The sequence below is a fragment of the Colwellia sp. MB3u-45 genome, from assembly GCF_014077005.1.
Classification (GTDB): Bacteria; Pseudomonadota; Gammaproteobacteria; order Enterobacterales; family Alteromonadaceae; genus Cognaticolwellia.
This window is the reverse complement of sequence record NZ_JACGVC010000049.1, coordinates 136,899-158,656: the sequence shown is the minus strand read 5'-3', so window position 1 is coordinate 158,656 and position 21,758 is coordinate 136,899. Positions and strand designations below refer to the sequence as shown.

19 protein-coding genes and 1 tRNA gene are annotated in these 21,758 nt (G+C 37.1%); 7 read left to right on the top strand and 13 right to left on the bottom strand.

Translation table 11 applies throughout. The annotated features are described in order from the left end of the window. Positions 1 to 198 precede the first annotated feature (198 nt). Positions 199 to 1,728 (top strand): NADP-dependent phosphogluconate dehydrogenase, encoded by a 1,530-nt coding sequence (gene gndA / locus H4J41_RS11735; RefSeq protein ID WP_182137908.1) that lies wholly within the window; start codon positions 199 to 201, stop codon positions 1,726 to 1,728. A gap of 102 nt (positions 1,729 to 1,830) precedes the next feature. Here the strand turns inward: gndA and H4J41_RS11730 are convergent, their stop codons facing one another. Next, complete coding sequence (locus H4J41_RS11730; RefSeq protein ID WP_182137909.1) at positions 1,831 to 2,646, bottom strand: DUF2989 domain-containing protein; 816 nt, start codon at positions 2,644 to 2,646, stop codon at positions 1,831 to 1,833. Positions 2,647 to 2,807: 161 nt separating this feature from the next. On the opposite strand from H4J41_RS11730, the gene H4J41_RS11725 reads away from it, so the two are divergent. Beyond that, positions 2,808 to 4,256 carry a glyceraldehyde-3-phosphate dehydrogenase gene (locus H4J41_RS11725; protein WP_182137910.1) on the top strand — a complete coding sequence of 483 codons (1,449 nt, stop codon included), beginning with the start codon at positions 2,808 to 2,810 and terminating at the stop codon, positions 4,254 to 4,256. A 300-nt stretch (positions 4,257 to 4,556) separates the two neighbouring features. On the opposite strand, the gene H4J41_RS11720 is transcribed toward H4J41_RS11725, so the two are convergent. The 6 genes from H4J41_RS11720 to H4J41_RS11695 all read right to left on the bottom strand — a co-directional run bounded on the left by H4J41_RS11720 (position 4,557) and on the right by H4J41_RS11695 (position 7,492). Beyond that, entirely contained in the window at positions 4,557 to 4,889 is a 333-nt protein-coding gene (locus H4J41_RS11720) for a TusE/DsrC/DsvC family sulfur relay protein (protein WP_182137911.1), read from the bottom strand. After that, the gene (gene tusB / locus H4J41_RS11715) at positions 4,886 to 5,182 is read right to left on the bottom strand and encodes a sulfurtransferase complex subunit TusB (RefSeq protein WP_182137912.1); all 297 of its coding nucleotides are present in this window, start codon (positions 5,180 to 5,182) and stop codon (positions 4,886 to 4,888) included. Before tusB ends, H4J41_RS11720 begins: the two co-directional genes overlap by 4 nt. A gap of 1 nt (position 5,183) precedes the next feature. Next, a complete protein-coding gene (tusC, locus tag H4J41_RS11710) occupies positions 5,184 to 5,561 on the bottom strand; it encodes a sulfurtransferase complex subunit TusC (RefSeq protein ID WP_182137913.1) in 378 nt (125 codons plus the stop codon). Continuing rightward, positions 5,561 to 5,938 carry a sulfurtransferase complex subunit TusD gene (gene tusD, locus H4J41_RS11705; RefSeq protein ID WP_182137914.1) on the bottom strand — a complete coding sequence of 126 codons (378 nt, stop codon included), beginning with the start codon at positions 5,936 to 5,938 and terminating at the stop codon, positions 5,561 to 5,563. Before tusD ends, tusC begins: the two co-directional genes overlap by 1 nt. 129 nt (positions 5,939 to 6,067) lie before the next feature. Beyond that, positions 6,068 to 6,733, bottom strand: coding sequence for a Bax inhibitor-1/YccA family protein (locus H4J41_RS11700; RefSeq protein ID WP_182137915.1), 666 nt, complete (start codon positions 6,731 to 6,733; stop codon positions 6,068 to 6,070). Positions 6,734 to 6,895: 162 nt separating this feature from the next. Further along, entirely contained in the window at positions 6,896 to 7,492 is a 597-nt protein-coding gene (locus tag H4J41_RS11695; protein WP_182137916.1) for a DNA-3-methyladenine glycosylase I, read from the bottom strand. 161 nt (positions 7,493 to 7,653) lie between these two features. On the opposite strand from H4J41_RS11695, the gene H4J41_RS11690 reads away from it, so the two are divergent. Next, positions 7,654 to 7,744, top strand: a tRNA-Ser gene (locus H4J41_RS11690). A gap of 332 nt (positions 7,745 to 8,076) precedes the next feature. Here the strand turns inward: H4J41_RS11690 and H4J41_RS11685 are convergent. Further along, positions 8,077 to 8,754, bottom strand: coding sequence for a haloacid dehalogenase type II (locus H4J41_RS11685; protein WP_182137917.1), 678 nt, complete (start codon positions 8,752 to 8,754; stop codon positions 8,077 to 8,079). Positions 8,755 to 8,757: 3 nt separating this feature from the next. Beyond that, positions 8,758 to 9,351: a TetR/AcrR family transcriptional regulator gene (locus H4J41_RS11680; RefSeq protein WP_182137918.1), complete on the bottom strand. Its 594-nt coding sequence runs from the start codon at positions 9,349 to 9,351 to the stop codon at positions 8,758 to 8,760. A 262-nt stretch (positions 9,352 to 9,613) separates the two neighbouring features. On the opposite strand from H4J41_RS11680, the gene yghU reads away from it, so the two are divergent. The 4 genes from yghU to H4J41_RS11660 all read left to right on the top strand — a co-directional run bounded on the left by yghU (position 9,614) and on the right by H4J41_RS11660 (position 15,249). After that, positions 9,614 to 10,495, top strand: a complete 882-nt coding sequence (yghU, locus tag H4J41_RS11675; protein WP_182137919.1) for a glutathione-dependent disulfide-bond oxidoreductase — start codon at positions 9,614 to 9,616, stop codon at positions 10,493 to 10,495. Continuing rightward, a complete protein-coding gene (locus H4J41_RS11670; protein WP_182137920.1) occupies positions 10,495 to 11,160 on the top strand; it encodes a DsbA family oxidoreductase in 666 nt (221 codons plus the stop codon). The genes yghU and H4J41_RS11670 overlap by 1 nt, the downstream gene beginning before the upstream one ends. An 876-nt stretch (positions 11,161 to 12,036) precedes the next feature. Then, complete coding sequence (locus tag H4J41_RS11665; protein ID WP_182137921.1) at positions 12,037 to 12,828, top strand: nuclease-related domain-containing protein; 792 nt, start codon at positions 12,037 to 12,039, stop codon at positions 12,826 to 12,828. Continuing rightward, on the top strand, positions 12,829 to 15,249 hold the full coding sequence (locus H4J41_RS11660; RefSeq protein WP_182137922.1) for an SEC-C metal-binding domain-containing protein: 2,421 nt from the start codon (positions 12,829 to 12,831) through the stop codon (positions 15,247 to 15,249). Positions 15,250 to 15,254: 5 nt separating this feature from the next. On the opposite strand, the gene H4J41_RS11655 is transcribed toward H4J41_RS11660, so the two are convergent. From H4J41_RS11655 to H4J41_RS11640, 4 genes are all read right to left on the bottom strand, one after another. Next, complete coding sequence (locus H4J41_RS11655) at positions 15,255 to 17,387, bottom strand: YecA family protein (protein ID WP_182137923.1); 2,133 nt, start codon at positions 17,385 to 17,387, stop codon at positions 15,255 to 15,257. A gap of 283 nt (positions 17,388 to 17,670) precedes the next feature. Then, the gene (locus tag H4J41_RS11650) at positions 17,671 to 19,569 is read right to left on the bottom strand and encodes a DEAD/DEAH box helicase (protein ID WP_182137924.1); all 1,899 of its coding nucleotides are present in this window, start codon (positions 19,567 to 19,569) and stop codon (positions 17,671 to 17,673) included. A 465-nt stretch (positions 19,570 to 20,034) separates the two neighbouring features. Continuing rightward, entirely contained in the window at positions 20,035 to 21,153 is a 1,119-nt protein-coding gene (locus tag H4J41_RS11645; protein WP_182137925.1) for a PQQ-dependent sugar dehydrogenase, read from the bottom strand. Then, positions 21,143 to 21,610: a hypothetical protein gene (locus H4J41_RS11640; protein WP_182137926.1), complete on the bottom strand. Its 468-nt coding sequence runs from the start codon at positions 21,608 to 21,610 to the stop codon at positions 21,143 to 21,145. Before H4J41_RS11640 ends, H4J41_RS11645 begins: the two co-directional genes overlap by 11 nt. Positions 21,611 to 21,758 lie beyond the last annotated feature (148 nt).

Genomic DNA, 21,758 nt, shown 5'->3' with positions numbered 1-21,758 from the left:
TATAAAAATTACAAGTTATAACTCGACATAAAGCAATAAATATTGATTTAAACCTTGTTTTATTGCGTATTGTTACTAAAATGTCGGCTATTAAACATAGCCTAGCTAAAAATATTTATTTATTGGCTTTTCCATAAGGTTATTATTTTTCTATGATGATGGCATAATGCCTCTATCTATAATTTTTTTGGACTTTTTATGATACAGAACAACAGTGCATGCGATATCGGCTTTATTGGTTTAGGTGTTATGGGCAAGAATTTAGTGCTTAATTTAGCTGATAACGGCTTTAGTATCGCCGCCTTCGATCTTGATATCAGTAAAGTTGAAGATGCCATTACTCAAGACAAGGCTGAAAGTGGTTTATCAACAGCACGTGTTATTGGTTGTTCGTCTTATACTGAATTACTTTCTCGCTTAAAACCACCACACCTTATCGTACTATCAGTGCCAGCAGGCGCACCGGTTGATCAAGTGTGTGAAAGCTTGATTGGTGCCGGTATTCAACCTGATGATATTGTTATTGATACAGGTAATAGCTTATGGGTTGATACCGTTGCACGCGAGAAAAAATACAAAAATAATTTTATTTTATTTTCTTCAGCTGTTTCAGGTGGCGAAGTGGGGGCGCGTTTTGGTCCGGCACTAATGCCTAGTGGTTCACCCTATGCATGGGCAAGAATAAAACCTATTTGGCAAGCTATTGCTGCAAAGGTTGATGCAAAAACGGGTAAACCCATTGAACGCACTAAACCAGGTGAAGTTGTTACTGAAGGTGAACCCTGTGCTGCCTATATTGGTCCAGCGGGTGCTGGGCATTATGTGAAAATGGTGCATAACGGCATTGAGTACGCTGATATGCAAATTATATGTGAAGCATATCAAATGCTGCGTGACGGCTTAGCATTAAGCAGCGATGAAATTGCTGATATTTTTGAAATGTGGAATGGCGGCCGATTAGAAAGTTATTTAATGGAAATATCGGTCGAGGTTTTACGTCATCGAGTTGGTGAAGAAAAAACACCGTTAGTTGACTTGATCTTAGACAAAGCGGGTCAAAAAGGTACCGGACTTTGGACTGCGGTAAGTAGTTTAGAACTAGGTACACCTGCGCCCACTATTGCTCAAGCGGTTTTTGCTCGCTCTATTTCATCTTTTAAAGATTTACGTGTGAAAGCTTCAGGCATATTATCAGGTCCAGAAGTCGTGATACTTGCTGGTGAAGAAAAACAGGCGTTTATTGAACAGTTACATGATGCTATATATAGCGCAAAAATATGTGCTTATGCACAAGGTTTTCAATTAATGAAACTCGCTGAGCAAGAGCATAATTGGCAGCTTAACTTTGCTAGTATTGCCAAGATTTGGCGTGCGGGCTGTATTATTCGTGCGGCATTTTTACAGTCAATCACGCAAGCATTTGAGCGAAACCCTGACCTAGATAATCTACTTTTAGATGATTTCTTTGCTGAGCAATTAAGTCTACATCAATTGAACTGGCGAAAGTCGGTGTCTAATTCTGCCTTGATGGGGATCCCAACCGGGGCTATTTCATCTGCATTGTCATATTATGACTCTATACGTTGTGCTGTGCTGCCGGCGAATTTATTACAAGCACAGCGTGACTTCTTTGGCGCTCATACTTTTGAGCGTATCGATAAAGCCACCGGCAAAAAGTATCACGTTAATTGGTCAAGTGAATCACGTAATATGCAGGAAATTAATTAAGTATAGCTGTATATCAACCCGAGTAGGCTTTGGCGCTACTTGGGTAATCGTTAATTTGGCTAGCGCTTTATTCAAAAGACTGGCTTGCCAGTAATCGCCCAATTAGGTACGTGGCGCCTTAAACTCACCTTCAATAATGTTGTTTAAGGTTTTTTTCGCTACTCGGTCTAAAAATTCAGTGTTTAAGTTATTGCCTTTAAAGTAACTGACGAAAGTCTCATGGCTGATATTGCTATCTTTTGGACTATATAAATATAATATTTTTAACCAGATATAAGCTTGCTTATGCTCTTTTTTATGGGAAAAAATACTGGCAAGAGACTGAAATATCTCGGTATCTATAGCTGCATCGCTTGGGTAAAGTTCTAGTGCATGATAGAGCAAGTTCAAGGTTTTGGTGATATCATGTTTCGCGTAATAGCTCGCTAAGTTGATTTGTCGGTTGGGCTTTTCTAATAACTCACTGCCTTCTAAGGCAATAAATTTATTTAGTGAGTGCTCATTTAAGTAGCGCGACCAATGAAAGAATAACAGGTCAGGGTGTTCAGAATTTTGCGTAGCAAGTGCTAGTGCTTTAATTTTAACCCGCGCCTTAACCACATTATCAATACGTATGGTTTTCTTAACCTTTAGCTTAATATGCTCAATTTTAGACGCATGCAGCATGCATTTTTCATAGCCTTCGTAGGCAATTAACTGCTGATATTTGTTGCTATCGTTAGCATCATTTTTGTCTGCTAAATTAGCAAAGCCCACCTCGACACGCTCTCGTTTACACCAAGTGTCTTCTTGAAATTCTTGACAAATTTTTGTATTTTGTTCACATAACTCAGCAAAATTAGGTCTGTTTTCACAGGCCATTAATGTGAAAAAAAATGTGCAAAAAAGCAAAATAAGCACTAATTTATTAAATTTCATCTTTTTCTCTATTTATCCCAGAAAAATATTTGTAACTGGTGGCGAAATAATTCATGTTGGATTACAATATGCGCCGCATTCAGTAATTAGTTATTGCTAATTACCTCTTTACATTAATAATAACCCATCACTCAATTGACTGACATAAAAAGGTTTACGCAATGACTTCTCTTCTTGAAGAACAATATCTAGCTAGTTGGCAGGAACGTCAAACATTCGCTGAAAACATGCAGCCGATTATCGGACAATTATTTAGAAATGACGGTATCGAAATTTCAATTTACGGTCGCACACTAGTCAATGCTTCTGCCATCGACATCATTAAAGCACATAAATCAGTGGCTTTACACGAAGAAAATAAATTGCGTTTACGTGAAAGTTCTCCTTTTATTCAAGTTTTAGCTAGTATGTCATTAGCACCTGCGCGTATCGACGTAGGTAAATTAGCTTACCGTTATTTATTTAAAGGTGAAGCGAATGGTTTGTCAATTGAACAATTTTTAGAAAAAGAATTAGCCACCATCACTAAAGATACCGACGTACAAGAATCTAAAGACGTGGTACTTTACGGTTTTGGTCGTATTGGTCGTTTGTTAGCGCGTTTATTAATTGAACGTGCCGGACCCAACGCTAAGCTTAAGTTACGCGCCATTGTCATTCGCCCTGGTAAAGAAGATGATTTAGAAAAACGTGCGAGCTTACTGCGTCGTGATTCAGTGCACGGTGCCTTTAACGGTAGTATTACCATTGATAAAGAAAATAACGTTATTAAAGCGAACGGTGCTTTTATTCAAATTATTTATGCTAAATCACCCTCAGAAATTGATTACACCGCTTATGGTATCAACAACGCTTTAGTGGTTGATAATACGGGGATTTGGAGTGATGAAGAGGGCTTAGGACAGCATTTACAATCAAAAGGTGTTGCTAAAGTTTTACTCACCGCACCGGCTAAAGGCGATATTAAAAACATCGTATACGGCGTAAACGAAGATATGATTTTAGCAGAAGACACCATGATTTCTGCAGCAAGTTGTACTACCAACGCGATCACGCCGGTACTTAAAGCACTCAATGATGAGTTTGGTATTCGCAATGGCCACGTTGAGACGGTACATTCATATACTAATGATCAAAACTTAATTGATAATTACCATCCTGCGCCGCGTCGTGGCCGTAGTGCACCATTAAATATGGTGATCAGTACCACGGGTGCCGCTAAAGCGGTAGCAAAAGCATTACCTGAATTAAAAGGTTTGTTAACGGGTAATGCGATTCGCGTTCCTACGCCAAACGTTTCAATGGCTATTATGAACTTGAACTTGAAAAAAGAGACAACTAAAGCAGAATTAAACGACTATTTACGTAAAATCTCTTTAAACTCTAAATTGCAAAATCAAGTGGATTACACCGCTTCTACTGAAATTGTATCGACTGATTTAGTCGGTTCACGTTTCGCTGGTGTTGTTGATTCACAAGCAACGATTGTTGATGGTGATCGCGCTGTACTCTACGTATGGTACGACAATGAGTTTGGTTATAGCTGTCAGGTAGTGCGTGTAATGTTAGCAATGTCAGGTATTGATGTACCCACATTACCCTTTACATAACTAGCGATAGCTAAAAAAATGTAAAGTTAGTTTATTCGAATAAGCGTTTACCTTGTAGGTAAGCGCTTTTTTTTGCCAATTAATATGAAAAATCTCTTCGGTTTAATACCGGTTTAATAACCGTTTAATTAAGTATTTTACTTTTTCATGAGGAAGTGTGACTAAATACCAGGCATAAAATTTGATAAAGAGTTACGCGGCTATAAATTTATCACCTTGTAGTTTTTAATTTTAAACATTAAAACCAAGCAGATAATTAATTATCTCAGCGATTTAAGCTCATTGGCGAGATAAGACCAGTTAAATACACCTAGCCGGTTTGGGCAAACCTGCATACTTAGTGGCTTGTTTAGCAGGCCCTTCTTTAAACAAGCGATATAAATAACGACTGCTGGCCTTTTCTTCGCCAAACTCTGCTTTCATCGCTTTGGTTAGAGCGCGAATAGCAGGTGACGTATTGTAAGTTAGGTAAAACTGCCTAACAAAGCGAATAACTTCCCAATGGGCTTCTAGCAGCTCAATATCATCATTTTTTGCGAGTAACATGGCAACATCTTCGTTCCACTGCGTAAAATCGAGCAAATAGCCTTGTTTATCGGTGGCTAAGCTTTTGTTGTTATATATTATTGTCATGACCAGGTAATTGAATTGTCGTGTTTAAAAAGTAGCGCTACTACTTCGGCTAAGGTGATGGGTATAAATAATTTATTATTAGGGCATTGTGCGCGGGCGTCGGCGTGTTGGCTTATAAAGTAAAGCGTTATGTCTTGCTGCTCGGTTAGCGTTCTAAGCAATAGTGCATGACTGAAATTATAACAACCGTCATCGATTAATAATATACTGTCTTGTGGCAAAATCATGTCAAGGCATTGTGTTAATGCACTGCTATTAAAGCCTGAGTTTCTAATAAGGTGTAGCATCGCCATGTTAAAACCTGTAAATCACGTTGTGCTGGTGTAAGCGTTGACTAAACACTTCGTTTGATAATACTTGTATATTGTTAATATGAAAATGTGCGCTTAAGTTGCGCTCGGTTAATGACTGTTGGCAAACATAAATATTTTCAATATCGTAAAATTCAAGTGCTGAAAATGTTTTAAGGTAGTCTTTAATCTCAATGGCTGAGGCATTTTGATCCCCGATCACCTGAAACACCCCATCACCTAAAAAGAACAGCGACGTGGCTTGCTCGTACGAGCCAAATATCAATGCGGCGTCTAGTGCTTCTTTACCGGCGGCATTCGAAAAAGGCGCCTGGGTATTTATAATGGCGATAGTTTTATCACGTGGTTGATTTTCTGACATTATAATTGCACCACACGTTCGGCTTTACTGGTTAACTCCACTAATTCACCTAAACCCGACACTGTAAATGCTGAGTCTATATTTGAGCTTTCATGGTTATTTAACTCGTCACTTAAACCACGTTTTTCTGCGGCAGTAATACATAAATATAACGGCACATTGTATTCGCTATTAAGTTGTTGCCATTGTGCTAGTGTTTGAAATTCATCACTGGGTATTGATAAATATTTAGCGGCATTTAACACGCCGTCTTGATAGAAAAATACCCCTACGATGCTTACACCACTATCAAGCGCCGCTCTGACAAGATTAATTGCCGTTGTTGTTAAATTACTGCTGGGCGGGGTAGTCACCACTAAAGCCAATCTATTTTGCATATTATGCTTTTCGCCTTAATTAACGTTATTTAAACACAGCTAATAAAAAAGCCTCAATATAGAGGCTTTATAATTTATACATAGAGTATAAACAATTATTAATCATAGTTAATGATTTTTAACTGCTAATTAGTCATCGTTACCTAAAACCCCTAATAGGCTTAATAAGTGTACGAAGATATTATAAATATTCAAGTATAGCGAAACAGTTGCACGAATGTAGTTTGTTTCACCACCGTGAATAATGCGGCTTGTATCATATAAGATCAAACCAGACATGATCATAATAATTGCAGCACTAATAGCTAACGACAGCGCAGGAATTTGGAAAAATATATTTGCTACCATGGCAATAACCGCAACGATTAAACCAACCATTAAAAAGCCACCCATAAATGAGAAGTCTTTTTTGCTGGTTAACGCATAGCCAGAAAGTGCAAAGAAAATTAATGCTGTACCGCCTAATGCTTGCATAATTAATGAAGCGCCGTTAGGCATTGCCGCATAATAGTTAAGCATTGGGCCTAATGAGGCACCCATTAAGCCGGTGAAAGCAAAAATCCAAAAAATACCACTCGCTTTATCAGCGTTTTTATTAACAACAAATAATAAACCAAACGAAACTAAGGTCATTATTAGGGCTGCCATATGAGACAAGCCCATTGCCATAGAAATAGCAGCAGTTACGGCACTAAACGCCAAAGTCATCGAAAGTAACATATAGGTATTTCTTAATACCTTGTTAATTTCAACCGCTGAACTTCGACTAGCATTTACACTAGTATTTGATTGCATAATATTTCCTCTAAGTATGCCAATTCTATTTTTTAGATATGGGCTATTGTTAAATAGTTCAAGGGTAAATCAAATATTTAACCTTCACATCATCACTTGGGTGATAATCAATTATAAACCACATTGACATATTATGGCACGGTGTATTTTGAAATACTATCTTTAACCTTGTTGAAATTTTGCAATAATTTGTGAGCGTTTGTAACAGTCATCGCTATGATCGTTAACCATGCCACAAGCCTGCATATGCGCATAACAAATGGTTGAACCAACAAACTTAAAGCCCCGCTTTTTCAAATCTTTGCTCCAAGCATCAGACTCTTTAGAGGTAGCAGGGTAATCGTTTAATGCAGCCCAATGATTGACAATAGTTTTATGGCCAACAAAGCCCCACATATAGTGGCTAAAGCTGCCAAACTCTTTTTGAATATCGATAAATATTTTAGCATTATTAATCACCGCATTAATTTTCCCTCTGTGGCGAATAATAGCGCGGTTAACTACTAGCTCTTCAACTTTAGCATCAGTAAATAGGGCAACAAGGTTAACGTCAAAGTTAGCGAAGGCGGCACGGTAACCATCGCGACGCTTTAAAATCGTATACCAACTTAAACCTGCCTGTGCTGATTCAAGCATTAAATATTCAAATAATTGTTGATCATCGAAAACAGGAACACCCCATTCATTATCATGATAAGCAACATAATCGGGTTTTGTTGTATCTAACCACGGACATCGACAAAGGTTTTCTTCACTCATAAGTTTTCCTTAAACATGAAAATTTACTGAATTTGCTTAAATAAATGACAAATCGTTGATTTTTTTAGCAAACAAACTGTTTTATAGAATAAATGCTTTACAAGACAATTTCGAGCCTTTACTATGCGTTTCGTTCTCAAGCAGTAATGCTTCTGAACACTGGAGAGATGGCTGAGTGGTCGAAAGCACTGGTCTTGAAAACCAGCAAGGGTTTATAGCCCTTCTAGGGTTCAAATCCCTATCTCTCCGCCACACTATAAAAAACCGCTAATCGAAAGATTGGCGGTTTTTTTTCGTCTAAAATTTAGAGATCTACGACAAGGTAAGGTTTATAGCGCTAATCTCGAGTAGTGTTCAACTCCCAATCTCCAGTTATAAAGTAGGTTGGTCCATGGCTAGTGCATTATATTTAACACTGACTGTCGTCAAAGCTTACAGCCAGTGTTTAATTGAGATGACTTAAAAGTGCGCAGAGCGCAGGTAACTAATTTTCAGATATAAAATTGGCCTTTCAGTTTAAAGTCGTCGTTCACTGTAAGTAAGTTAGTGAATTAGCCAAAGGAGTGTATTTTAGACCTTCGTTATTAAATCTTGTGCATTGAAATAATCTGTTCGGCTATTTCATTCATCGTAGAGCCAATTACATCTGGTTTTAGAAATAAGGGATTATAAGGTGCCCCCGTCCTGTCTATATAAGCCGCTTTTAAACCTGCACTTAATGCTCCATGCGTATCCCAGTCATGAGCTGCCACTAAACGTAATGTATCAGCTGTTGTTTCTAATTGTTTGCTTGCAAATGCATAAGCGTTTGCTGAAGGTTTAAAGGTACCTGCTGCTTCTACGGAGATTAACTCGTCAAAATAGCTTGTTAAGCCAGCATTAAGTATTTGAGTGGTAAGTAGGGCTTGAGATGAATTAGATAAAGCAACAAGGCGAAATCCAGCTTTACGTAATTTAGTTAATGCAGCTTGTATATCTGCATGTGGTGCCAGGTTTGCAAAAGTAGCGAGTATGTCATTGCCTTCTTTTTCAGATAAAAGAAGTTTTTGTTTTGCGGCTAAAGCATCGAGCGCTATCTTAGCCAGACTAGCAAAATCTGTTTTTACCCCAGTGACTAAACAAACGGTTGACGAGTGCAGTAGCATCGAAAACCAGGTGGCGGTATAACTCTCATCGCCAAATACAGCGTTAAATTTAGGCTTTAAGCTAGCTAAATTTAGTACTGTTTCATTAATATCAAAAAGTATTGTTTGCTCACGCATGTGCTAGTCCTTTTTAAATGGATAATGGCTAAAAAAATCTTCAATCATAGCATCAAGTTTATTTTTATCATCATCGATTTTAGCAAAGGTACGCAGGCCTGCTATTTGAATTTGTATACGGTTTGAGAGATCGTTTGAATTTTTGTCTTTATCTATTTCCCCCATTGCCTGAGACTCTTCAATGAGATTGACGAATTGATTCGCTATTTCGCCCAAATAGGCCTTGGTTGTATCAATAAGGTTTTGGTTATCTTCTGTCAGCTCGCCAATGGTTTTCGCTAACATACACATTGCATTTGGAGCATCATTTTTGGTGTCAATTACCTGAATTTTAACAAAGGCTTTTAACGCCTCAATAGGTGAGGAATGTTTACTACGGCATAGTGTTAGATGAGCAAGTGCCATATCGGTATAGTGTCTTAATGCCTCTGTAAATAAACCATCTTTACTGCCAAAAGCGGCATAGATACTGCCCGGGCGCATATCTATTTCGTCTTGTAAACTACGCATGGAAGTTGCGTGAAAACCTTTTTTCCAATAAAGATTGGTTGCTTTATCAATCACCTTTTGGCGATCAAACTTAGCTGTTTTACTCATGCATAAGCCCATAAAAACATAACTGAACGATAGTTCAATTATGCGTGTAATCTCCCCTTGAGTAAAGCACGATATTTATTAACTGATGGTTTAATTAAAATTTAAAAATAATGATTTAAGTGCTAGATCACCCAGTTTGAACGATTGTTCAATACAGCTTGTTGAACAGTCGTTCAATAAGCTGTATAGTCATTTTATAAACAATAGAGTTATTTTATAAACATCCTAATGTCACCTAAGTTAAAAGTATTAAGGAAACAATATGAACAACCAATATCAACCACCTAAAGTATGGACCCATGACGCAGAAAGTGGTGGCAAATGGGCGAGTATCAACCGTCCTGTTTCTGGAGCAACACATACAAAAGCATTACCCGTTGGCAGTCATGAGCTACAACTATATTCCATGGGTACGCCTAATGGTCAAAAAATAACGATTATGTTAGAAGAGTTATTAATGCTAGGCAAAGATGCACAATATGATGCTCACATGATCCGAATTGGTGAGGGTGATCAATTTTCATCTGGCTTTGTCGATATAAACCCTAACTCTAAAATACCAGCACTCATTGATATGGCAAACGAAGATAACGCGCCTATTTTTGAGTCCGCATCCATATTATTCTATCTTGCTGAAAAATTCGGCGTATTACTCCCCAAAGCCGGGAATAAGCGTACACAAGTCATGAATTGGCTATTTTGGTTGCATGGTTCGGCGCCATATTTAGGGGGTGGTTTTGGTCATTTTTATAGTTATGCCCCAGAAAAATTTGAGTACCCCATTAATCGCTTTACCATGGAAACTAAGCGCCAATTGTCTGTATTAGACAACCAACTGAAAAATAATGAATTTATTGCGGGTGATGAGTTAAGTATTGCTGATATTGCGATTTGGCCTTGGTATGGCAACTTAGTTTTAGGCAACCTTTACGACGCAAAAGAGTTTCTTAACGTAGATGAGTACCAACACCTCAACCGCTGGGCAAAATCTATGTTAGCTCGTCCATCATTTCAGCGTGGTCGTATCGTTAATAAGAATTGGGGTCATGAGTGGGAGCAGCTTGAAAATCGTCATAGTGCAGAAGATATTGATAAGGTATTGGCATTAAATCCTAACGAGAATGACAATTTAGAGGTTAAATAATGACTAAAAAAATTAAACTAGACATCATTTCTGACGTGGTTTGTCCGTGGTGCATTATTGGCTATAAGCATTTAGAAGCAGCAATCGTTGAATTAAACCTGCAAGAGCAAGTTGAAATTGAGTGGCAACCCTTTGAGCTTAACCCAGACATGCCTGCTGAAGGAGAAGAACTGCGAGCACATGTGGCAAGAAAATATGGTTCATCAAAAGCCGATAGTGATAAGGCAAGAGACAATATCGCACAAGCGGGCGCTGAATACGGCTTCAAGTTTAATTATTTTGATGACATGAAAATCGTCAACACATTAGATGCGCATGTGCTACTTGATTATGCACACCAAATCGGCGTGCAAACAGAGCTTAAAATGCGTCTGTTTTCTGCATTTTTTACTGAACATAAAGATGTCTCGAAGCGAGATGTGCTAATTAAAGAAGCAGAATCAGTGGGTATTACCGCCGAACAGTCGCAAATGGCACTCTCTAATGATGAACTTATAAGTCGAGTCAAGACACTTGAAGCGCAATGGAAAAAAATGGGCGTGAGCGGTGTACCAACGGTTATTTTTAATCGTACAAGTGCTCTCACGGGTGCTCAACCTCAAGAAACATTTAAGCAAGTCTTACAAGAGCTATTAGATCAAGAAGAAAACAGCAACACTGCATAGTTTGTTTATTACAGGTGGTGCGGTTCACTCTTTTTCAAGAGTAAAACTGCACCAAACGCCTAAAATGCCAATACTTTTGGTTAAATATCTCATGAACTGAACATTTCTGCCCATAAGTTCTTAGCTCCTGCTGCCATTTTATTAAAAATAACATCTCTGAATGCAACAGCGCGTGACGAGATTATTTTTATATCAGTGAACGCCATATAGACGTTACCACTGGGGGGCATTGAATATTGGGCAATACAGCATTTAACTTTCCGGTTGGTATTAATGGTATTAATGGTATTAATGGAATTAATGCTGCTTTGGGCATTAAACAAATTCCTGCGCCACTAATTTCTTAGAGATTTGGATTGATATTTTATATAAGCAAAAGCCGGTATTATTTTATTACTTTGGTAAGGCTTTAGCTGTATTACAAAAGCCCACCAATAATATTTCACCTTACGACATGTGCCTTGACCTAGCTTTGCTAACGATTGTACAAAAGATATAATTGTATAATCGTTTGCTCTTGAACGAGTTAAGTCATTTTGTTGAAATGGCATTTATCATTTGAATATTACTTCCCATTATCGTTGCTTCAGTTGGTTTTACCTCAATTCACCAGATTACTTGAACTTAAATATATTCAAGTGTTAGATATCCCTGATGAATATCAGTATATGGATGAAGCGTTAATCGATATTTTGGAACAGTCTGTTAGTGCATATCTAGGAATAGTTAGATATTGATTTACTTTAAGTTAATGATATTAGTATGTATTTTATAACAAGTGTGTTTAGATAGTTACTGATGGCGTTTATTATAGAATTAACGGGCTATTAAAGGACAAAACTAGCTATTAGTTACCAATATGGAAGTAAGTATTAAATGGATTTATCAATTTACCTCAACATGATGATCAGTGCCGCTTGGTATTTAATACCGATCTTCATATTTGCTATCGTCATAAAATCTGCATGGTTCAAAGGATTTTTTAAAGGTATGGTTGGTGAGTGGCAAGTTAACTTACTCATTAAGTTTTTCTTGAACAAAAATGATTACCACCTCATTAAAAACGTAACATTACCGACTGATGATGGAACTACCCAGATAGATCACATCATCGTATCAAAATACGGCATCTTCGTAGTTGAAACCAAAAATATGAAAGGTTGGATCTTTGGTGGTGAAAACCAAAAGCAATGGACCCAACAAATCTTTAAGCACAAATCAAAATTTCAAAACCCACTTCACCAAAACTATAAGCATGTCAAAACGTTAGAATCTTGTTTGAGAATAAAGAGTGATACTCTATTTTCAGTCATTATCTTTATTGGTGACAGCACGTTTAAAACTCAAATGCCTGAGAATGTTAGGTTTGCACGAGGCGGAATTGAATATATTAAAAGTAAAACTGACGCCATTTTCAATGGCGATGAAGTAGCGAATATTATTGAACAAGTTGAAAGTGGTAGGTTTGAACGAGGCTTTAAAACAAACCGACAACACATTAAGCACGTGCGAGATATTGTAGAAGATAAAGCTGACATTAAATCTTGCACAAAATGCGGTTCTGACATGGTAATGCGTAAGGCCACTAAAGGCAAAAGCGCAGGTAATGAATTTTGGGGGTGTAGTGCCTTTCCCAATTGTCGAAATATATTAAATAAGGCTCCTTAAATGTCTAAAAGAATTGAAAACCCAGACGATTACTTTTCTGCTGGACCGTTGCAAATGGCACGGTATGGTAAAAATACAGTTATGGAGTCAAACTGGGAAAAAGGTCAATTTGAAGAGTTCCAACAAAAATTACAGGATGAATTCCCAATAATAATTGATGAGATTGATGTTTTAATTACATCCATTGTTTCGCTAGTTATTACTTTACCAGCAGAACAACTGTTGTTGAGAGCACGTACTCTAGTGACAGCTAGTTGTTTAGGCAAGAAAAGTGAGGCCGAGTATGGTACTGACGATTCAATAGCTTTTCGGATGGTTGACTATATTCAGAGTATCATAGCTTCTGCCAAACCAGCAGCGAGCCAAAAAAAAGAAGTTTCTGAAGAAGACTGGCAACAATTATATGGCTTAGTAGAAAAATTATTCAATAAACTCAATCTAGAGTATCAAATATGTAGTACTGCAAAACGAAGAGAAATTGATCCCAATTTAGATTTGGAAGTTGAAGAATTCTATTATAAAGCTCAAATGTATTGGTGCAATGTACGAGGACACCGTTACCTTGTCCATGAAGAGATTTCGTTAAGAGAGTTATTGTCACCACATTCAGACATATTAGATGAAATTTATGGAATAAAAGCCGACCAGTTGATAGTAGAAATATCCAAAATCATTAATTCTATGACGTTTGGTCTAGGTGAAGCTATTATCCAAATGGATAAATTCAGACATGCAACATTAGACAAACTAGATGAATCATTCATCAGAGAACACCCTACACTGGATATGCCTCAATTGATGGCGAAAGTAATTAAGGATAACGATTGGCAAAATTGGCAAGAAAAAGTTTTTGGTCAATGCCTTGGCTTTGATCTTTACGATTTACATAAAACAACTAATTTACCTTCAAAGTTGCTAAACGAGCTATGTTGGGAGGTAGGACAAGATTCCGACTTTCTTGCTGATGGTGAATTCAGTGGCTGGCCATTACGTATTTGGCCGATCTTCAAAAGACCTTTCATAAAAATAAATAGTACATATTATTGTTTCGATCTACAAAGTTTATTAGATCATTTATACAGAGTATTACAGAGAGCAATTTGTTCTCAAAAACCAGAATACAAGCCGACTTGGAATAAAAAACAAAAAGAAGTTTCAGAGCAATTACCGTTTACTTATTTTAAAAAGCTCCTACCAACAGCAGATGTATATCATTCTGTCTATTACAAGTGGCACACAGGAAAACAAGGGGGGAAACAGTGGTGTGAAGCAGACGGACTTGTTATATTTGATGGCCATCTATTTATATTAGAAATTAAGGCAGGTGCATTTACCTATACATCCCCAGCTACTGATTTTCCTGCTTATGTTAAATCTCTACAAAATTTAATTTTAAAACCTGCCTTGCAGGGAAGTCGATTTGTTGAATATTTAAATAGCCAAAAATCGGTTGAGGTATTCGATGAAAATCATAAGAAGATTAGCGAACTTTCTGCTAATGATTATAGTGGCATTACTATTTGTCCAATTACTTTAGATAGCTTTACAGAACTCGCATCACAATCACAACACCTAAAGCCGCTAGATATTGATGTTGGAGAACTACCTGTTTGGGCAATATCGATAGATGATTTAAGAGTTTATGCTGATATTTTTATAAACCCTTTAATATTTATGCATTTCATTAAGCAAAGAATGAGGTCTTTTGCTTCAAAAATAATTCAAACGGATGATGAATTAGATCACGTTGGCCTTTACTTGAAGCACAATTCATACGTTCAACATGCAAAAAACTTGCAGGGAAATTCTGAAGCTGCGATAAGTTTCAACGGGTATAGAACCGATGTGGATATATTCTTTTCAGATAAATTAGAAAATCCTTCAATAGAGTCTCCCTTAAAGCAGGATATGCCCCAACTTTTCTTTGAGATTATTGAGTTAATTACTATAAGTGCTAAGCCACAACGAACTAAAATAGTAAGCGATTTACTTGACTTAAGTGGTGATTGGAGAAGCAGTTTAACCGAAGGTGTTAAAAAAGCGCTAACAAAACAAATTAGTTCTAAGCAATTGCAGCCACTATCAACATATGGTGAATCAAGAATCACAGTATGCTGTTGGCATGCTCTTTATGTTGACCATGATCCTAAGCTTGCCCTAGATCATACAAAAGCTTCAATGTTGGTTACACAAGATGAGAATCGAATACTTCTTGAATTATTTTATGATGAGCATGGCAAGCTACACGATGTTGATTGGTCATATATTATTATCGATGAAAAGGAACCAGATATAGAGCGACTTCAAGTACTAGCTGAGAAGCTTAAAACTAAGCGATTAGCCGCATCTGGAAAAATAGGGCGAAACCAACAGTGCCCTTGTGGAAGTGGTAAGAAATACAAGCAATGTTGCAGGGAATAACTATCCTATGGGGCACAACACTTTTTGTGCTTTTTTCCACTGCCGCAGGAGCATTTGTCATTTCGTCCCATTTTAAACTTAACCTTTTTTTTAATTTGGCCTAAATCGCTCTGCTTTGGCTTAGATTCCAAAATATCCTCTAGCTCTTGTGAGTATTGCCACTCACTTTCAACATAATGAGCACGCCTTACTTTCTGAGATACGGGTGATATCAATACACCAAACCAAGAGCTTGCTTTTTGTTCATATTTTTTCTTTATCATATGATTTTCTAAACGCAAACTAGCAACTTCTAAATTGTCATTATTTGCATGAAAGGTGATGCCAGTATCTTTCATACCAATAGAAAAATCACTCGTAGTGTTTTGAAGTGCTTTGTATGCAATGTAATCAATAGAATCAGAAAGGTGATTGAGATGCTTTTCACTCATTTTTAAAAGTATTAGACCTAACTCGACAGCAACTCTATTGTCAGCACAGTTCATAGAGTTAATTAGCTTCCCAATTGAAGTCCCTACTAAATTAGTTAATATTCCTTCTGGTGTTCTAAGTCCGTCAGCATATTGTGTGCGACTTAATACTGCAATTTCTAAATTAACTGAAACATCGTCATGCAACATCAACATAGATAAGTCATCTTGCAGCCACAAGTTATATTTTAAGTGAAAAGAAAAAATAGTTAACTCATGACCTGCGGTTACAAGCCCGAAAGTTTTGCAACGACGATCTATATAGCTAATTAGGTATAGTGGTGATGTGAGAAACTCAGTCAATATGTCGAGAGTAAAAACATCCATGATGAATGGTGGATTGATTATTTCATGTTTTTGGGTGACTAACTTATTTGCAGTTTGATAAAGAAGTGAAGGGAAGTGCTCAGAAAGCAATATTACTGGATAAATCTCAGAAATATTTCTCTCCAAATTAATTTCTTTGCCATCACAGTTCTTTACAATTGTGCGGGGATTTAAAATAGCTTCGCTACATAAAAATGCTTGGTCATATGCGCTTTGTATAGCTTTTGAAAAGTCGGAATCTAATGTTTCTTTATCACCTTTACGTGCTTTAATAGTCAATGCTTTTGATTTGGCCTGCAAAATAATAGCCTTTGAACCAAAAAGGATTAATACATCTATTTCACAAATCCGTTTGGAATATGTTTTGTACAAATCTAGATTAATAAATACATTTTCTTTGCCAAAAATCACAGCAAGACGTTCATATGCAAACTCCTCTGTAAATAGTCCTCTATTTTTTGTTGCTGTAGGAAGGTAAGACTTATCTGCTAAAAACCAGAAAGTGGGGTTTTCATAAAACGCTTGCGACAAACTAGCACTTTGAAAAAGAGTGTATTGATCTTCAATTTTTAGAATTGGTAATTCATTTACTCTATTAAAATCTGAAGTTTCATTGAATTCATTATTCGTATCATTTATACCGAAAGAAAATGTGTTTAAAAATGCGATGACATTGTCTACTTCTACTTTACTTCGTAAGCTAACTTGTTCGGCTGTGAAAGATTGTGGCTTTAAGTAGGAGGTTGTAGTCAATTTCCCTTCGTTAGATAGCTCTTCAATAGAGTTGAAATTATTAATTATTATATATTGAAGAGAGTCGATAATTTTTTTTGCATCACAGATAGAGAACCCTTTATTCGCCTCTATCCATGCTGAGTCATACTGATACTTCTTTACACCAAGATCTAAAAATTGGTGCGGATATGCTGACTCTGAACCATAGAATATCGATTCTTTGATAGAATTTTTAGCTAAGAGTATTTTATTAAAATCAGGGATACCATGATTTTTAAAGGCTAGGCCATCATAGCTTAGCATTGAATCATGTAAATCTTGCATCAGCAGGTCAACTGAGTTGATCATATCAATGAATTTTACTTCTTCTGGAACATCGCATTTAATTATTGTTTTCAACATTAGACCTTGTAGTGTTGAAATCTCTGTTCTTAACAATTTATTATTAGAATACCAATGCCCAAAATCTGGGGTATCAAGCTCCCCTTGGCTAAAAATCAAACAATCTCTTGCTGTGATATAAGACAATATGTGAATAAACCCATTCGATGAACATAACCTAATTAAATCAGAAAATACTTCAGACTCATTTTTCCTTTGCTTCATATTAATTTCCTTATTAAGTTTATAATGCGAATTTTTATTTTATAGTGCCAAATAAAACTGGGGTCAGGGTCAACTTAAGTCTAGTCTTTAGCATTTGATTAATTTAGAAGCTAAAAATTTAACGACTTAGTGTTGAGTTATTAGGCTAACTAATGCCACATTGCTGACCTAATGTAGAAACAAAAACGCAGCATTTAAGGACTGCTTTGTGGCAAAAGTGAATATAGAAGGTCAATCCATATTAGACTAATCATTATTTTCATTCTGTTTTTTGTCATTGAATTTATTTGAGCTCATTGGCTTTTCGGTATTTACCTTGATAGTCAAAAAGTCTGTTTTTAATACGCCAGTAGTACTTTTGTTTTCTGGCAATGACAAAATCTGGGCACGGCAATATGTTAGCTAACTTTAAGGCTTGTTCAAGAGTAGTCACTTCAAAGGTCTCCGTTGAACCCAGTTGAACACTGATTTTAGCGCTAAGGCGTTTAGAAAATATATCATTGAACGCTTTAACCTGATGCGGCTTAGTGAAGTTAAAAGATTCATTGAGTTCAGCGCCTTCCTCATCATGGTAAATGATTTTTAACTTATCAGCTCCCTTATCACTGACCTTGCCATTAACTCTGGTTAAATTAAGACCTGCGCAGCGAATAATTTTTGAATCTTTAAGTTGCAGTGCCTTTTTTAACATATCATCGGGGTCAACTAAGACCTCAAGGCACTGTAAACAGTTACGAGCAGCTATGTCATTTTCACCACCGCAGTGAGGGCATTCTTTAAATACAAAGCGATAGTCACATTGGCTCTGGCTTTCTACTAGGTATGCTTGTTCTTCACTGCCAGCATCAACGAGACCTTTGCATCGTCGCCCGTAGTGTTCCACTAAATAACCATCATCATCACAAATGCCCCAAAATATATTGGGAAATTCACAACTTGGGCAAACAACTTGAACCGGCTGACTTTTACTATTCGGCTTTTTCTCACCGACTTCGGGATGATAGAGGTCAAAATCATTGCCCGTATAGTCAATCACCAAGCAATCTTTTTTGTTATCACTCAAACGCAGACCACGACCGATGATTTGCTGATAGAGACTAACTGATTGTGTTGGACGTAATATCGCAATCATATCGACATGGGGCGCATCAAAGCCAGTGGTTAATACTGAAACATTAACTAAGTATTTAATTTCTTTACGTTTGAATGCCTTAATTAACTGATCGCGCTCAGTGTTGTCGGTAGCCCCGGTAATTAATGCACTCAATTTGGCGGGTAAATAACTAAAGACTTCCTTTGCATGCTCAACGGTCGCGGCAAACATCATAATACCTTGACGTTTATGGCCTAACTCGATGACCTGTTCAATAATGCCTTGAGTCACCCGGGGATTTTTGTTTAGTAGATGATTAATATCTGTAGGACTATATTCACCAGAGGCGTTTGCTCGCAGGCTACTAAAATCATAGTGTTCTATGGTGGCATCGACTAAATTGGGTTCGGTTAAATACTGGCGTTTAATTAAGTAACTAAGTGGTAGTTCATAAATACAGTGCTCAAAAGGTCGCTTTTCTTCACTTCGCATAAAACCACGATAATGCTTTTTATAAATCCAGCCCATGCCTAAACGATAAGGGGTTGCGGTTAAGCCCAATAATTTTACCTCGGGATTAACTTGCATCAATTTTTCAATGATTTGTTGATACTGATTACTGTTGGACAGCTTGTTTGCTGTTTCTTGTGATTGCTCTTGGGGTTCACCTTTAGGTTTACTTTTAGCTTCGTCTTTAGCCAGGTCAGCGCTGGCCAAATTAACTCTATGGCATTCGTCAATAATAATTAAGGAGTAGGGCTCACTAAAGTCATCTAGATTGCGGGCTGCGGATTGTATGCTGGCGAACGTGACTTGGTACTGAGTTTCTTTTAGTTTTAATCCCGCAGAATAAATACCGGCGGTAACACCATAGCTTTCATATTTTTGATGATTTTGCTCGACCAATTCTTTAACGTGAGTGAGTACGAGTATTTTTCGCTTTGCCAAGCGAGCAAGCTCGGCAATGACCAGACTTTTACCTGAGCCTGTAGGTAAAACAATCACCGCAGACTCGTTGGTTTTTCGAAAGTGTTTGAGCACCGCAGAAACGGCTTCTTGTTGATAATCTCTAAGTTGAAAAACTGCCACGCAGTGCTACTGCCTTATAGGGAACGGATAGCCGCTATAATAGCAAAAGAGTAGATAATTCTAAAATTTAAAGCCAACTTTAAGCCTTTATTATTTTGCGCAGGCTAATCTAGAGAGTAGGGTTTAAAAAGAGAGTAATATGCTGCATATAACTGGGCATATCACTGAGGCAATTGAGCCTTAATAAGATTTCTCTACAAAAAAGTCATACAACAAAATAATACAAAGTAGTTGGTAGGCAGTTACACAATGTTTTTTACAATATACCCTCAATAATTAGGACGTTTTTCATAAAAATCAAACAGGCTATTTATCTGTTTGATTTCTTATCTATAGTGACCATGAGTTTACTTTAGTGGTAATTTTATTGAATAAAACCAGAGCGCATACTTGTCCCATTCTGTCCGCCAAATTATAAAAAATCGTTTCTTTTTTAATCAAAGTAGGGTGATATTTTCATTATGTTTATAAATTAGGTGATAACTTTAATAACTCTCCTTGAGGGCTATCAGTTAGAATATAAATATAGCCGTCAGGGCCGGTTCTAATATCGCGGATCCTTTGTTTTCGCTCAGCTAACATGGTTTCTTGCTCTACCACTTTATTGTCTTCTAACTTTAAGCGTCTGACACTTTTTCCCGCTAGAGCAGCAACAAATAAATCACCTTGCCATTGGGGGAAAATATTACCTTGATATTCTGTCATGCCAGCCGGTGCCATAGAAGGCACCCAATAGGTAATGGGTTGCTCCATTCCTTTTGCTTCAGTAAAAGGAGATATTAAGGCACCTGAATAATCTACGCCATAAGTAATGGCTGGCCAGCCATAATTAAGACCTGATTTAATTAAATTTAATTCATCACCCCCTTTAGGCCCATGTTCATGCAGCCAAACTTTTTTAGTTTTGCTGACTAATATTGCTTGCGGGTTACGATGGCCATAGCTGTATATTTCAGGTTTTGCATTTTTTTGACCGACAAATGGATTGTCTTTAGGAATAGTTCCATCGGTGTTAATTCTTAGCACTTTTCCTAACATGCTATTAAGGGCTTGTGCTTCTTCACGAAAATTAAAACCATCACCCGCGGTTATCAGTAGTGTGCCATCAGGAAGAAAGGCCATTCTAGCGCCATGATGATGAGGAGTATTTCTACTAGAGCCCGTAAATATTACTTTAGATTGTTGTAGTGACATGTTTTGTAATGTGGCGCTGATCACTTGTACAAAGTTGTTGCTTGCTGTGCCACCACTGTAAGATATATAAAGTTTTTTGTTTGTCGCAAAGTTAGGATCTAAAACAATATCGAATAGTCCCGCTGGGCCCTCGACATAAATATCAGGCAAGCCAGAGATTTTTTGCTCAAGCAACTTACCATCTCTGATGACTCTTAGGCTTCCTCCGCGCTCTGTCACTAACATATCATTGTTAGGTAAGAAGGCAATTGACCAAGGAAACTTCAAGTTTTCAACGACAGTTGATACTTTATATGCTTGAGTTTGGGTTTCTGCATAAATAATAGTGCTAGCAAGAAGTAAACATAAACTGATGCTAAGTTTTTTAAAGATATGATGATTATTTATCATTTTGATTACCTTGAGTTATTAGCTGAATTTTTGTGCGCGATGTTAGGAGGGCGAAAAGCCATGCAGAAAATATACAACAGCAAGTGGTTAAAAATAGCCCTAGTGGAGTGCGTGTAGAAGCAATTATTGTTAAGCCCATAATATATTGAATAAGATACATCGTCAGAGGAAAGGTAGTACACCCAGAGGCAATATACCAAGCCATTCTATTGCCACCGATAAATTGGTGGGCATATTTAGCCAAAATAAAACCAATCAAAAAACCAATTGAAATCAATAAATACAACACTGGAGCTAGTCCGAGTATGTCTTTAATCGTGGCATCTAAACGAACCGCCCAAGGTATGCTAAGCCCAAATGATTGCACGTCGGCTAATACTATTTGTGTCGACACAATACAAACAAGCAGGGTGGCCGTTAAGCTAGTACAAATAAAGAGTACGATGGTTTTTAACATAAATTGACCTTTGTTGAGTTCAGTAAATAGGTACACAATATTAAGTAACCTGTTAAATATACATTTTTTATCAGCTTATTATCATATTCTTATAAAAAATTTTAGAATGATGAGGTTAAGTTACCTAGATATTATTTTAAGGGCACTT

Excerpts from the sequence above, each read along its gene's own strand:
- H4J41_RS11720 (WP_182137911.1), bottom strand. The coding sequence starts at position 4,889 with ATGACAATAATATATAACAACAAAAGCTTAGCCACCGATAAACAAGGC.
- H4J41_RS11655 (WP_182137923.1), bottom strand. The coding sequence starts at position 17,387 with ATGAAGCAAAGGAAAAATGAGTCTGAAGTATTTTCTGATTTAATTAGG.
- H4J41_RS11645 (WP_182137925.1), bottom strand. The coding sequence starts at position 21,153 with ATGATAAATAATCATCATATCTTTAAAAAACTTAGCATCAGTTTATGT.
- gndA (WP_182137908.1), top strand. The coding sequence starts at position 199 with ATGATACAGAACAACAGTGCATGCGATATCGGCTTTATTGGTTTAGGT.
- H4J41_RS11730 (WP_182137909.1), bottom strand. The coding sequence starts at position 2,646 with ATGAAATTTAATAAATTAGTGCTTATTTTGCTTTTTTGCACATTTTTT.
- H4J41_RS11685 (WP_182137917.1), bottom strand. The coding sequence starts at position 8,754 with ATGCGTGAGCAAACAATACTTTTTGATATTAATGAAACAGTACTAAAT.
- H4J41_RS11680 (WP_182137918.1), bottom strand. The coding sequence starts at position 9,351 with ATGAGTAAAACAGCTAAGTTTGATCGCCAAAAGGTGATTGATAAAGCA.
- H4J41_RS11725 (WP_182137910.1), top strand. The coding sequence starts at position 2,808 with ATGACTTCTCTTCTTGAAGAACAATATCTAGCTAGTTGGCAGGAACGT.
- H4J41_RS11695 (WP_182137916.1), bottom strand. The coding sequence starts at position 7,492 with ATGAGTGAAGAAAACCTTTGTCGATGTCCGTGGTTAGATACAACAAAA.
- yghU (WP_182137919.1), top strand. The coding sequence starts at position 9,614 with ATGAACAACCAATATCAACCACCTAAAGTATGGACCCATGACGCAGAA.
- tusD (WP_182137914.1), bottom strand. The coding sequence starts at position 5,938 with ATGCAAAATAGATTGGCTTTAGTGGTGACTACCCCGCCCAGCAGTAAT.
- tusB (WP_182137912.1), bottom strand. The coding sequence starts at position 5,182 with ATGGCGATGCTACACCTTATTAGAAACTCAGGCTTTAATAGCAGTGCA.
- H4J41_RS11660 (WP_182137922.1), top strand. The coding sequence starts at position 12,829 with ATGTCTAAAAGAATTGAAAACCCAGACGATTACTTTTCTGCTGGACCG.
- H4J41_RS11700 (WP_182137915.1), bottom strand. The coding sequence starts at position 6,733 with ATGCAATCAAATACTAGTGTAAATGCTAGTCGAAGTTCAGCGGTTGAA.
- tusC (WP_182137913.1), bottom strand. The coding sequence starts at position 5,561 with ATGTCAGAAAATCAACCACGTGATAAAACTATCGCCATTATAAATACC.
- H4J41_RS11640 (WP_182137926.1), bottom strand. The coding sequence starts at position 21,610 with ATGTTAAAAACCATCGTACTCTTTATTTGTACTAGCTTAACGGCCACC.
- H4J41_RS11670 (WP_182137920.1), top strand. The coding sequence starts at position 10,495 with ATGACTAAAAAAATTAAACTAGACATCATTTCTGACGTGGTTTGTCCG.
- H4J41_RS11665 (WP_182137921.1), top strand. The coding sequence starts at position 12,037 with ATGGATTTATCAATTTACCTCAACATGATGATCAGTGCCGCTTGGTAT.